Source organism: Herbaspirillum sp. SJZ107 (assembly GCF_006715485.1).
Lineage (GTDB): Bacteria > Pseudomonadota > Gammaproteobacteria > Burkholderiales > Burkholderiaceae_D > Telluria.
This window is the reverse complement of sequence record NZ_VFNH01000004.1, coordinates 465405-478023: the sequence shown is the minus strand read 5'-3', so window position 1 is coordinate 478023 and position 12619 is coordinate 465405. Positions and strand designations below refer to the sequence as shown.

The following is a 12619-nucleotide window of genomic DNA, read 5'->3' as shown; positions in this document are numbered from 1 at the left end:
TCCGCCTGTACGGTGCCAGGTGCGCTGGCTGCCGTCGAGTTCAAAATGTCATGTTACCAAAAATAGTGCCTGCAGGAAATCCGATCAGGATGACTCGCTGCCATACACGATCGTCCGCGCAGCCGCCGGATCGTGTGTACGCACCAGTTGCGCGATTGCAGCGGCAATCTTCCCGCCACCTTGCGCAGAAGGCTCGATCGGCGACGCCACAGCGTAGTCGCCCGGCTCGTCGCAGACGAGCCGCAGGTCGAGCACCGGCAGGCGACGCGCGGCCGCCTCGTACAGGATCACGTCGTTGAACGGCGCCAGCGCCGTCCGCAATCCTGGTTCGAGGCCGGGGACGCCATCGTAGACAGTCGCCACAGCCACCGGTTTTCGCCTGGACAGCACAACGTTCAGCATGCGGCGGTAGTCACGCCGGAATTGGGCCTGCCACTCGGCCAGCAGCCCGGCGGCCTCGATCACCGACCGCACCGGCGACTGCATCGCTCCGACCAGCCCCAGCACATCGTTGCCGCCGCAGCTCACCACCAGCCAGTCGGCCACCTCCGGCAACTCCTGAAGGCGCGCCACCTGCGCCACCATATCGGCCAGCACGCTGCCGTCGCGCGCCAGAAGCGACACCCGGTCGACCGGCGGCAGCAGCGATTGCAGCCGGGCATGTACGTGCGTCGCCGCGGGAACCTAGGGGGCGTTATCGAAGATCGAGTCCCCCAGCAGGACAATATGCGCCATACGCGCCTCCTTCTTCAGTGGATCGCCAGATGATGCCAGGGGATGCGACAAGCGACGTCGCTCCGGTTCTCCGGCGCCGGGCAGCGACGGTACGACACGGTTTGTCGCCGTCACTTCCTATCATTCGGCGACTGTCTCTATCGCACTTCATGAAAGGATCGCCAGATGACGCAATTCGAACGGAGGAAGTTTTTCAGGCTGTCCGGTGCAGCCGTCATCGCACTGTGTGTCCAGCCTCGTGCAGGTGCCGCGCACATCTCTCTGAATTCCAGGGATCCCGCCCGCCAGGCCGGTGCGGCCGAGCCCCTGCTGGAACAGGCCGTTGCCTGGGTCGGCGAGTTGCGCCAACACGGCCAGATCCACCTGCTCCATCCGGTGTCGCGCCTGCAGCGCGAATTCCGGATCGGGTACAACCGCACTTGCGCACTGGCACACAGCCTGGCGCAGCGCGGCGAGTGGACGATCGCCTTCAGCGCCGATGGGACCCGCTACGCGCGCATCCATGCCAGGGTGGCGGCATGACGGTGCGCTCGCAGCATGCTGCGCCCATGCCGGCCCTGGACCCGGCCGTTGTTGCGCAGGCAGCGGAGCTGATCGCCCGGGCGGACAGCATCATCATCGCCGCGGGTGCCGGCATGGGCGTCGACAGCGGTTTGCCGGACTTCCGCGGCAATGCCGGCTTCTGGCGCGAGTACCCTGCGCTGGCGGCCGACGGTACCGCCTTCATGGACATCGCGTCCCCGCTCGCCTTCCATGCCGAACCTCGCCGGGCCTGGGGTTTCTACGGCCACCGCCTTGCACTGTACCGCGGTACGGCGCCGCACCATGGCCATGTGCTGCTGCGCCAGTGGGCCGAAGCAGCGCAGTACGGCGCGTTCGTTTTCACCAGCAACGTCGACGGCCACTTCGAAAAAGCGGGCTTCGATCCACTGCAGGTGGACGAGTGCCATGGATCGATCCATCACCTCCAGTGCCTGGCGCCATGCTGCGACATGGTCTGGTCTGCCTCTTCCTTCGTCCCCCTGGTCGACGAATCGCGCTGCGAACTTCTGAGCCCGCTGCCCGTCTGCGCGCGCTGCGGCGGACCGGCGCGCCCGAACATCCTCATGTTCAACGATTCAGGGTGGATCGGCGACCGACACGGCCGGCGGACGGCACGCCTGCGCGGCTGGCTCGAGCGCACACGGCGCCCGGTCGTCATCGAGCTTGGCGCCGGCACCGCCATCTCCACCGTGCGGCATTTCTCGCACCGCATGGTGCGCCAGCACAATGCCGCGCTCATCCGGATCAACCCGCGGGCTCCGCTGATCGGGAACCTTCCCGGCGTGGCCATCGCGGGCGGCGCACTCGAGGTGCTTTCGGCCATCGACCGGCACATGGAGCAGGCGCGATGACGTACACCTTCCCCGAGGCGCTCCATCTCGACGGTGAGGTCTACCACCTGTACAGTTATCCCCTCGAGTCTTATGTAGCCACACGCCCATCCTGGCCACGCTTTTCGAAGCGGTCATGGAACACGAATGGCTACATGGCCACCTGGGCCGTGGAGGATGGCGTAATGTACCTGATCGGGCTGAACGCACCCGGCGACGATCCGATGGCAGCGCTCTTCCCGGAGTTCGATCGGCAGGTGCCGGCGTTCTGGCTTGACGGCATGCTCCGCGCCGTCCGCGGCGACCGGCGCCATGTCGGTTATCCGACGCGCCAGATCTTCGACCATGAAGTCCATCTCGAGATCAGCGCGGGCAAGGTAGCGCGCCAGTGGAATCTGGACCTCAGAACCATGCCCGACCAGACCGACGAAGAGCTGCGGCTATCCTTGCCACGCTTTCTCTGGCCGCCCCGTCTCCTGGATGGCGACGAGAGTGAGGCGAAATGATTTCACCCCGTCCTTGTACGCCCGCCTCTTCTCGTTTCCCCGCCATCCCTCCTCATACATCGAACCATGTCCGACCTGCTCTGGTACCTCCCCCTCGAACACTGCACCTCCCTCGACGACATCCGCAGCCTGTGGCACGGCCTGCTTGAACGTTGCCACATGGCGCCGGAATACAACGTTCCCCGCTACCAGGACGCCATGCTCGCCTTCCTCGGCAACAGCGCGCTTGCGCCCCGCCTGAAGCTCGCGGCTGTGCTGGCATGCGGATCCGCCTTCAATTTCGACTTCCGGCTCGCGGCCGGGCTGCTGCAAGAGCAAATCGACGAACTCGACACCCCATGGCCGGAGGCGGTTGCTGCCCGGGTCGGGATGAATGGACCCGCGCTGCCGGTACAGACGCGCGACGCCTGGCTCGGTGCCTTCGTTGCCGGCCGCCTGGCCGGCTTGCGCGAGACGTTCACCCACGATGGCCTGCGCGCTGAACACTGGCGCGCCAGATTCTGGATCCTTTTTCTGGAGATGGCATGCCGCCACGCCGATGGCGACGGAGTGCAGCTGGCTTTGGGCAACGGCGCCGACCCGCGCGCCGACGGCCATGCTGCAGTGCTGACGCCGGCCCAGGGCGTGCACCTGCGCTTCCTGAGCGAGGCGGGGCACCTGACACCGGAGCGCAGCAATTCCGACTACGAACGCATCCTGCTGCAGTTGGTGGAAGGCGGCCTGCCACACGGGGAGATGCTGAGGGTGGCGCTGGCGGAGGCTGCCGGCGCCGACAACACGGACATGCTCGGCTTCCTGCTTGCCCAGGGCGCGGATCTGCGCGCCGACGGTGCCCGGGCGCTGGAGGCCGCGGCAAGGAGCATGGCCGTCTCGGCGCTCGGCTGGCTGCTCGATCATGGCGTGCCCGTGGACGCCGGAGACTGCGCAGCCCTGGTCGCAGGCGTGGCCTCGCTCGACGAAACGACCGTCGAAACATTGCTTGCCGCCGGCGCCGACCTGCACAATTGCAGCGCCCTCGCCCTGCGCACGGCACTGACTTCGCGTCCGTACGAGCTCTACTCGTGCGAATCCGACCTGATCGACTTGCGTGCCGACATGATTGGCCTGCTGCTGCGGCACGGCGCCGGCCCGGACCGTGCGGCGCTGACCGCGGCCCTGCAGGACGCGGCCGATGCCGCGCAGGTGATTGAAGAGGCTGCCAAGCGCGAAGACCTCAGTGCGGACGACGCCGAGCTGCTACGCAGGCTGGTCGGTCAGGCCAGTTCCGCTGACTGAAGGGATTCATGCCCGGTTGACGAGGAAAACGGCCGTTGCCCGCGCCGAACGGTCGAAGCCGACCAGGCCGAGCCGCTCGAGCAAGGGGAGAACATAGGTAATCTTCCGCTGGCTTTTCCCTTCCCTCGCTGCCAGGCACAGCGGACCGGCATCGGCAATGGGGTTGCTCGACTTGACCGGGCATGGATGCTCCCGGCCGTGCCCATGTCGGGCAAGGTAATCGAGTACCGCCTGGATACCGGTAACGGAGACATGGACTTCGCTTTCGTTCGAAGTCGTGACGGTCACGCGACCATTCTCGAGACGCGAGACGATAAATGATTTTCGGCCGCTCGGCGTACGGAGCGTTTCGCCCCGCAGTTCCCCGAGCTTTGCCATCAGATGCATCTGGCTCATTGCAGGCTTCCTTTCGATCTAGACAGCGACACACAGTGCGTCACGGCACCACTGGCGCTGGAAATTGCCGCCATGGCGCATCTTGTCATGGACTGCGGCCCACGCCTGGAGCAGGTTGTTCCGCGCGCGGTCCCAGTCGGCGGGATCATGACAGAAGGCCAGGTAGCGGTAGCTGCTGTCGTCGACCCCGGTAAACGCTCCGAGGCCATTGACGACACTCCCTTCCCATCCGGCGGGCTGGGAGAGCGGCAATTCGTCGACGTCCAGACAGGGCAGGACCGGCTTGGGGCCCACGGAACGTGGACTGGCGACATAATCCCACCAGATACAGGGCATGCCCGCCTGACCGTTGCCGGCCCGGGCGCCGGCTGGATCGAGGAATGCTTGCAGCCTGAAGCGCTCGCGCCCCTCTGCGCGCAGACGCAGCAAACCTCCCGGCAACAACTCCAGCGGCCCCACCTCGAGGCCATCCGGCTGCGCTGCACCTTCGGCCTGCCGGAGTGCGTCGAGCACCGCTGCGAATGCCTCACCGAACCAGGCCTGAACGCCGGCCAGTACGTTGCCACACTTGATCACATCGCTCTGTTTCATGTTTTCCTTCCAGGCCACGCCTGCGTCGATGCGCGGGAATGCCGTCCACGCGCGATATCCGAATGTTCCCGGCGTGACAGCCGGGGAGCACCAGTTGGCTGCCATGCGCGCCAGACGTCGCGCCGCGGGTTCCAGCAACGGCAGTTCGGCGCCGCCGCAGCGCATCACCATGGCGGTACACCAGACGATGCCGGCGTCTTCCATCAGGAAGCCCAACAGGCGCCCAGTGTTGCGCTCTGCTATCCATTGTTCGACTCCACCCCTGCCTGCCAGGCAATGCTCCACCCGCTGGACCGGCACGCGCAACAGCCAGAACTGCTCGCCGAGCGCCTCGATCAGCACCGGGTCTTCGTCGCCCGCGGCGGCCAGGGGTCGCACCACGCGCAGCGTACTGGTATTGCAGTCCGCGTCGAAAGCAAAGCCCGGTGCGTCGAGCGCCGGCACACCATGCCAGCCCTCCAGCGCGAGCACCGTCTCTACCCGCGGCGGCGCATGCGTGCCGCCACGCGGCACGAGGCAGTCTTCGGTCAGCAGCATCTCCCTGGACTGCGGATCGAGCGAGCGGCGCACGAGAGCGTGCGCACCGCTCGTCCTGCGCCGCACCAGCAGCATGTCCGAGCCGGGTACCGGCACAATGGTCTCTTCGCTGCGATCGTCGATCGCGGTGCGGGGCCGGACCGCGTCGCCCGGATCCTTGTACCGCATTCCCGGGCCGAGCCGGATGGCATCGTCTGCGCCCTCCCGACGCACGAAATCGACGCTGTCGGGGAAGAAGACAGCACGGTTTGCCTCGCCTTGCGCCGCTGCCTTGCGGATCGTCGACAGGTCGCCGGACAGCCGGCCGGCGTCGAGCTCCCGTATTTCGTCCTTGCGCTTGCCCAGGTCCAGCCGCAGATCGCTGGCGATCTTTTCCCGTATGACGTTCCTGACCTGGTAGCTGTCCAGCGTACCGTCCAGCCAGGGGAACTCTACCCCCAGACGTGGCAGGGGCTGCGTGTCCGTTTCCCTGTGCGCATGGATGCGCCGCCCGATCAGGCTGCCGAGGCGGTCGACGCGCCCGATGCGCTGCTCCAGGTCGCCCGACGTCCAGGCCACGCCATAATGGACGACCCGGTCGCAGAACAGGTGCATGTCCACACCTTCCTTCAGCACGTCGGTACACACCAGAATGTTGGGATGCGTGGGGAACATGAACTGCTGGACCGCATGTTCGTTCTTCAGACGGCCCGAGCGGCCCACCACGGGCGCAACGCGATCGAAAACGCGTGCCACCCGTTCGTAAACCCCGAACCAGCCCACGGCCTCACCGGCACGGAAGCACTTGTCGACGATCAGTTCGAAATGGTCGATCCAGCGTCGCAGCTTTTCCTTCTGGTTTGCGAGACAGGACGCGATTTTGCCCGGAATGCCACGCTCGCCCTGTTCGAGCAGCCACAGGAACTTGTCGGCAAGCGTCTGGCTCCCGTCGGGCGTGCGTCCCGCATGCTTGTGCAGGATGTAGAGGTCTACCAGGATATCGGTCTGACGCAGCGACTGCAACAGGCAGCGCTGCAGCGACGCCAGCTTGTACGCGTCGTCATCCATGCCCGACGCATCCGCGAACAGCCAGCGCTTTGCCGGATCGCCCCGCATGCGGCTCACCCGCTCGTTCCCGAACAGGGCGCACAGCAGACGCACCCAGCGCTCGTGCTGGCGCTCGGATGGGATGCCGGAGGCGCGCTTCAACAGGAAGCCCTGCAGCGGATTGCTCGAAGCATCGTCGGTGCGCAGCAGGCGGGCGCGGAACGAGACGAGCAACCCATTGTGCGCCTTGACCAGCGAGCGTTGCTTCAGTGCCTCGAAGTACGGCAGGGAAGCCTGGCTACGATAGCCGGTGTTACCTCCCCCCTCTCCCGAATCCGGGGGCGCATCGCCCTCCCCGGCTTCGGCCGGCGGCTCATCGTCGTCGCCCTGCTGGTCCCAGAAGCTCCGTCCCCAGGGCGAGGCGTGGGTGGCAAATGCAGAAGAGACCAGCATTTCGCGCCAGGCCTCGATCCGCTTGTCCAAGTCAGCCTGGAACTTCAGGTGCAGCAGATCGCGCAACTCCTCCACGGTATCGATCCGGCGCACGAACACAAGCGTCTTGTCGACACCGCCATCGGCCAGACTGCGCGTGAACAACGCATCTGCGACACTGTTCAGCTTGGCGTGAGGCAGGCCGGCGCCGTGCACGTGCATCGCCGCGCCGAAGCTGGCATTGAGCAGGTCGATCGCGTTGCGGTCCGGCGCCGGATCGACTTCCTTGCGCTGACGATGGTCCTTGCCCGGCTCGAACTCGGGCACGGGTTCGCTGACATTGCGTCCCAGCGACGACGACAGCGATTCGAACGATGCGCATTCGCCCTGCCGGAAACGGTTGTTGCGCCCCGCCAGCGCGCCAGCCAGGCGCTTCTGTACCAGCGCCATGGTCAGTGCCATGAAGGGGTCGTCGGCGCCGGAGTGGCGCACGTCCTCGTAATCGCGGTACTCGATCTTGCCGTAGCGCTTGCCGCCGGCATCTCCATGTGTACGGGTGCGCCGGATCATCATGCCGGACAACAGGCGCACCACGTCGTGTCCGCGTGTCCGATGCCAGGCAGCGCGGCTGCAGCGCTGCGCTGCATCGCAGGAGCCGCAGGCGCCAACGCCGGTGGTCGGCAATTCATGCGCGGACACCGGGCGCCGGCACAGATAAGTGTCGAGACTGAGGATGTCGTCTTCGCTGGCATGCAGCGGCGTCGCACTGACGAACAGCCATTGCTCGACGTTGCGCCCGAAGATCAGCCGGATGTGCTCGTTCTGGTAATTGTCGACGTGACGCAGGTACTGGGCCTCATCGAACACGGCTAGGTCGAGCGGACTCCTGGGCTCACCATGCGACGCGCCTTCGGTGAGGAGCGCCGCAATGCGCTGGCAATAGGCGCGCCCGAGATCATGCGCGAGCACATCCTTCCAGTCGTCCCCGGGGCGGGCGTGAGCATCGACCAGGGCGCGCTCGAAACCGGTCAACGCAGCCACGCCGGCCACGCCGACACGCTCGGCATAGGCCGCGAGCATCCGCGCCGGCGAGTCGCCATCCACCGGAAGCGGCCTGCTGAACGAGGAATAGCGCAGCAGGTGAATCCGGCCTTCGCCGGTACGCAGCGCCTCGTGGAAACTGCGCAGGTTGTCGTGCAGGTGCAGATCCTCGATGCGGGCTGCATCGGCACTGGCCAGCAGTCGATCGTCGAGCAGGCGATAACAGGAGCCCAGAAACTGCGCCCACTCGGTCTGCCACTGCCGCTGCACGGTCCTGCTCGAACACACGATGACCACGCGCGACTCGGCATTGCGCAGGAACTGGGTGGCGATCACGCCCATCGCCTGGCGCGTCTTCCCCATTCCCACTTCGTCACCCAGATAGGCATGGCCCTGCTGCCGCAACAGACCCCACAGGCCGGCCACGCCTTCGCTCTGAAGCCGGGCCTGCAGACTCGGCTCGCGGCCGGTCGCCGCATGCCCGTCGAAATCGATGTACGAGCGTACTGCGGCTGCCGTGAGGCGTTCCGGAACGATACCGTCATCCGCCATGGACTTGTCCTTCATCCTTGATCTCCCGATGAAACCAGTCGAGGAACGCCTCGACCTTTTCCGGCGCAGGATCGGCGCCGAACATGCTTGTGAACGAAGGGGAATCGGCGAGCAGCGCGGCCAGCGCCGAGCGCATGCCGTCGATCTCGTCGCCGATGCCGGCAAGTTCGCCTTCCCGGTCAGGTTCGATGCCCTGCGCGCGCAGCCAGTCGATCAGCTCGCGAACCTCGGACAGGTACACGTAGCGCGAGATGCGCTCTTCGGCCGTGTTCGCCGACTGCAGCGAGATCGCGCGGTACAGCGTCGTCACGCTGAAGCGCGAGGCAGGATCGAAAGCGACTGCGCCCAGCATCGCTCGCCGTACCGACCGGTAGTACGCACGCAGCTTCCAGGTGCCCTGGAACAGCCCGAAGTAATCGAAGACCGGCTCGCGTTCCTCTTCATCGCCATCGCCGCCACTGCCGCCTCCCCCGCGTGCACCGCGCCGACGCAGCTCTTCCTCGCCCGCGCCGGGGTCGAGGTCGCGCAGGAACGCGAGCACCTCTTCCAGGCGCGGACGCGGGCGATACTGCAGCTGATCGTCGTTGGCGCCAACCTGGGCAACCAGGCCGTGGAAGCGCGCCCGGCTACCGTCGACACGGTGCCAGGACAGCTCGAATGAACGCACCGGCAGCCTGCACTCGAAGGGCAGGAACAGTTCTTCTGCCTCGCGGGCATCGTCGCCAAGCGGCCGATCCAGTCCGGCGACATGCAGTACCAGACCGAGCAGGCTGGCGCCCGGCGCCGGTAGGATGCGGCAGACGAACCCCTTGCGCTTCCAGTCGTAGTAGAGCGTTGCTTCGAATGGCGGCAGGGGCGGTGCCGACTCCTCCTCGTGGGCCGGCTCGTCGGCCAGCAGGCTCTCGTCCAAGGCCGGCAGCGTTGCCCACTGCGCTGGCGGCGCCTCGAGTTCGTAGCGCAGCACAGCCTCGACGTTGGCGTAGCCGCCGGGCAGGCCAAGCGCGGCGCCAGTGAAGTTGGCGGAACCGACGCACAGCACTGCGCGACCTCTGGCATCCTCCAGGAGCAGCACCTTGGCGTGCGTGTAGCGGTCGTCGCCGAAACTGGCGAAGCCTCGCTTCCAGTCAGCCTGCGGGTCCATGCCTGCCACGGGAAAGCGGTAACGCCCGGCGACAAGCGAGGGAACGAAGCGGCACTCGCCCACCCCCAGCTCGCGCACCAGAGCATGGACCTGCCCCCAGTACGGCGAGACGACGGTGGCGCGCTGCCACTCGCGCGCACCGCGGACGGCAGCGACAAGGCCCGGTCCACCCCCTGCGGGCGGCGCGACGTGCAGCGTGGGCGCGCCTGGCCACGCCGGATGCAGGCATTGCGGATCTTCCAGGCAGACCACGAGCTCGTCCAGGATGGCGCGCGGGCTGCCCTCCTCGTCCTCCGCCCGTTCGCCGAGCCGTCGGTCGGCCCTGGCGGTCAGCCAACGAAGCAGCGGCAGCAGTTCATCCGCGTGCTGCGGCGTGACCGGAGTGGCGCCGACCACCTCCCGGTTGATGGCCCATCCCGACAGGGACAGATTGCCGCTGCCGACCGCCAGCCACATGCCTGCCCGGCCCGTCTCCTTGAGCGTGCCGGCCATCAGCATCAGCTTGGGATGGAAACGCCCGTTCGGCAGCCCGACGGGCATCAGGCCGTAGCGCAGATTCCCTTTTGCAGGCGGCTGGGTCGAGTGGTCGCAGACGACCAGGCAGCGCAAACGCTTGAGCTCCTCGTTCAGTCCGTAGCGCAACTGGGGCGCGTTCTTCAGATCTTCGGCTGCCTCGCCTGCCAGCAGGGGGAGCACGTTGGTTTCGAAGAACGATGGCACGAAGTTGAATGTTGTGAACAATACGATGCGCTGCTCGTCCGCGACGAAACGGTCGCGGATCGACGCCAGCGTTTCACGCATCAGCGTGGGACTAGTGCGATTCTTCATGCGGTCTCCCGATGCAGTTGCCCGTACAGGTTGGCCGCCGTGTTCAAGTAGTAGTCGTTCATCCACGGGTATCCCGTTTCCAACCGTGCGCGCGCGTCGTCCGGATCGCGCTCACCGGCAACGGGCAGCACGATCACGCCCGCTTCGATCAGCACGAGAGGTTCGCGGCCGCGTTCGGCCATGCAGATTCCGTGATGCTCGATCAGGGCCTTGACGAAATCCGCCAGACCATCGCCGGCAACGGCAGCACACATCGCCGTTGCCAGCCTCTGCATCTGCCGCATGCGTGCGGTCGGCATGTCATTGGCGAGCGTGACGAACCGGCCCGCACGTTCGCGCATCGCGTCAAGGAATTCCATCAGGCCGGACGCCAGTTTCTGCACGGACTGGCCGGGCGCCGCGCGTGCCAGGTCGAACACGTCCTGCAGCACGAGGAGGAAGGGCTCGCAGCGCCGCATGCGATCGAGTTCATCGGCCAGCGGCGCATGTTCGAGCCGTGCCAGTTGCGTACCGAATGGCACGCCATTGCCGTGCGAGCGCACTTCGGAGAACGTGCGTGCAAGGTCGCGGTACACGTCGCCGCCGAACAGCCCGGCGCGCAACAGGTCATCGATTGCCTCGTCCTCGAAAACCGCTGTCAGTGCCGCGGCCACCGCACGGTTGGCAAGGACGCGCCCGGGCAGTAGTGGAGTGCCATCCAGGGAGCCTCGCAAGGCCGCGGCCAGGGCATCGAGCGCGCTGGCATCGAAACACTGCTCTAAGCGCACGCGCAGCCCGGTGCACACGCGCCAGTCGTGCTCCAGCAGACCGGCGCGCCGACAGGTCCCTCGGTAATACTGATACAGACCGTTCGCCACCGTCTTGCCTGTGCCGGTCGTGACAGCGAAACGTTCACCTTCGCCGACAAGGCTCTGGCTGCCGAAGCATACGGCGCGGTCGTGCGCATGCAGCCAGTACTCGAGCAGGCCTTCCATCAAGCGGAAGAATCCACGCTCCGCGCCCGGATCGCCGAGAAGCCGGCGCACTGGTGCCATCTCGGCCAGCCAGTGAATCAGGGTCACTGCCTTGATGCCGTCGACCTGCTGCACGGGCGAAGCGATACAGGGCACCAGACGGCGCCCGAACTCGCTCCACACTGGCTGCAGTCCGAGCGGATCGCGGCCACCGCCGCTACGTGCCAGGAGTGGATCGGGCGCGGTCACATAGGGCAGCAGGCCTGCCGGGATGAGGGAAGGCCGGGTTCGGTCGACGTCGAGCATGATGGATGTCCGAGATGATGCAGGCGCGTTCTGCGACTGCCGATAAAAGAGGGTTAGGCGGCCTCGGGACGGGCGCGGACGTTCTGACGCACCAGCATGAACAGACCTGCTTCGAGGGTGGCCAGGTTGATGTCCATGCCGAAGCGTTCCCGCAACGAGGTCTGCAGCGAGCGCAGTTCGCGCAGGAAGAACGCAAAGCCCTTCCGATTGAGCGCGAAGCCGAAGCCCTCGCACAGGACGTCGTCCAGCACGGCGAAGCGATCCGGTTGCAGCATGCGCAGATGCTTGCTGGCGAACGACACGCCGAGGCCGGCGATTGCGCAGCCGCGTTCGATCGCTTCTTCATCGTCGAGCTTTCCTGCTGTGACTGCATTGAGCCAGGCTGCGATCACAGCGCCCGGATCGCCCCCGTTACCGGCTTTCAGCTTGCCCCAGACTCGCCCTCCTCCCCCCCAGTAGCAAACCAGCTCCGAGAACTCCGATGCCTGCTGCGACGACAGTTCCTTTGGCAATCGGGCGCCGTGCTCCTCGACTTCGCGCGTGCGGAACTCGCGAGCCTGCAGGGCCATCGCGCTGCGCAGCGCAGCAACGGTGAAACGCAACCCGGTAAAGTCGAGCAGGTCGGCATCACCTGCCTCATCGGCTGTCGTGCGCATCAGGCCATCGGCATCGAGGAACGGCAGGGAATGCTGATCGTCCATCTTCAACCAGGATGCATGACAAGAGGGACAGATCACTATCCACGCCGTGCTGTCGATTTTCCCGAACGGGTGCTCGGTCTGATTCCCGAGATGCTGTTTCAACGTGCGGCCATTGATTCGAGCACCTTGCTTGTCATATGCACATGAACAGTTCATCATCTTTTCTCTCAATCAATACTCCTCTGCCGGGGGACCTTGCCTCCCGTTCTGACAGGTTAGCGGTTGC

10 protein-coding genes are annotated in these 12619 nt (G+C 66.1%); 4 read left to right on the top strand and 6 right to left on the bottom strand.

Going from position 1 to position 12619, the window contains the following annotated elements; all coding sequences use genetic code 11:
- Positions 1-84: 84 nt before the first annotated feature.
- Complete coding sequence (locus FBX97_RS25075) at positions 85-624, bottom strand: SGNH/GDSL hydrolase family protein (protein ID WP_221631869.1); 540 nt, start codon at positions 622-624, stop codon at positions 85-87.
- Positions 625-900: 276 nt separating this feature from the next.
- On the opposite strand from FBX97_RS25075, the gene FBX97_RS25070 reads away from it, so the two are divergent.
- The 4 genes from FBX97_RS25070 (at position 901) to FBX97_RS25055 (ending at position 3889) form a co-directional block, all read left to right on the top strand.
- Entirely contained in the window at positions 901-1257 is a 357-nt protein-coding gene (locus tag FBX97_RS25070) for a hypothetical protein (RefSeq protein WP_141837841.1), read from the top strand.
- Between the two features lie 26 nt (positions 1258-1283).
- The gene (locus tag FBX97_RS25065; RefSeq protein WP_255517628.1) at positions 1284-2129 is read left to right on the top strand and encodes a Sir2 family NAD-dependent protein deacetylase; all 846 of its coding nucleotides are present in this window, start codon (positions 1284-1286) and stop codon (positions 2127-2129) included.
- Positions 2126-2614: a hypothetical protein gene (locus FBX97_RS25060; RefSeq protein WP_141837839.1), complete on the top strand. Its 489-nt coding sequence runs from the start codon at positions 2126-2128 to the stop codon at positions 2612-2614. The genes FBX97_RS25065 and FBX97_RS25060 overlap by 4 nt, the downstream gene beginning before the upstream one ends.
- A 66-nt stretch (positions 2615-2680) precedes the next feature.
- Positions 2681-3889, top strand: coding sequence for a hypothetical protein (locus FBX97_RS25055; protein ID WP_141837837.1), 1209 nt, complete (start codon positions 2681-2683; stop codon positions 3887-3889).
- Positions 3890-3895: 6 nt separating this feature from the next.
- On the opposite strand, the gene FBX97_RS25050 is transcribed toward FBX97_RS25055, so the two are convergent.
- Genes FBX97_RS25050 through FBX97_RS25030 form a run of 5 tightly spaced genes read right to left on the bottom strand, consistent with a single transcriptional unit; the run spans position 3896 to position 12564 of the window.
- Entirely contained in the window at positions 3896-4285 is a 390-nt protein-coding gene (locus FBX97_RS25050; RefSeq protein WP_141837835.1) for a hypothetical protein, read from the bottom strand.
- A gap of 18 nt (positions 4286-4303) precedes the next feature.
- The gene (locus FBX97_RS25045; RefSeq protein ID WP_141837833.1) at positions 4304-8479 is read right to left on the bottom strand and encodes a helicase-related protein; all 4176 of its coding nucleotides are present in this window, start codon (positions 8477-8479) and stop codon (positions 4304-4306) included.
- A complete protein-coding gene (locus tag FBX97_RS25040) occupies positions 8454-10433 on the bottom strand; it encodes a hypothetical protein (protein WP_141837831.1) in 1980 nt (659 codons plus the stop codon). The genes FBX97_RS25045 and FBX97_RS25040 overlap by 26 nt, the downstream gene beginning before the upstream one ends.
- A complete protein-coding gene (locus tag FBX97_RS25035) occupies positions 10430-11692 on the bottom strand; it encodes a hypothetical protein (RefSeq protein WP_141837829.1) in 1263 nt (420 codons plus the stop codon). Before FBX97_RS25035 ends, FBX97_RS25040 begins: the two co-directional genes overlap by 4 nt.
- A gap of 53 nt (positions 11693-11745) precedes the next feature.
- A complete protein-coding gene (locus FBX97_RS25030) occupies positions 11746-12564 on the bottom strand; it encodes a hypothetical protein (RefSeq protein ID WP_141837827.1) in 819 nt (272 codons plus the stop codon).
- Positions 12565-12619: the final 55 nt, after the last annotated feature.

Coding starts and splice junctions, on each gene's coding strand:
- FBX97_RS25070 (WP_141837841.1), top strand. CDS start 901: ATGACGCAATTCGAACGGAGGAAGTTTTTCAGGCTGTCCGGTGCAGCC.
- FBX97_RS25065 (WP_255517628.1), top strand. CDS start 1,284: ATGCCGGCCCTGGACCCGGCCGTTGTTGCGCAGGCAGCGGAGCTGATC.
- FBX97_RS25060 (WP_141837839.1), top strand. CDS start 2,126: ATGACGTACACCTTCCCCGAGGCGCTCCATCTCGACGGTGAGGTCTAC.
- FBX97_RS25055 (WP_141837837.1), top strand. CDS start 2,681: ATGTCCGACCTGCTCTGGTACCTCCCCCTCGAACACTGCACCTCCCTC.
- FBX97_RS25050 (WP_141837835.1), bottom strand. CDS start 4,285: ATGAGCCAGATGCATCTGATGGCAAAGCTCGGGGAACTGCGGGGCGAA.
- FBX97_RS25045 (WP_141837833.1), bottom strand. CDS start 8,479: ATGAAGGACAAGTCCATGGCGGATGACGGTATCGTTCCGGAACGCCTC.
- FBX97_RS25040 (WP_141837831.1), bottom strand. CDS start 10,433: ATGAAGAATCGCACTAGTCCCACGCTGATGCGTGAAACGCTGGCGTCG.
- FBX97_RS25035 (WP_141837829.1), bottom strand. CDS start 11,692: ATGCTCGACGTCGACCGAACCCGGCCTTCCCTCATCCCGGCAGGCCTG.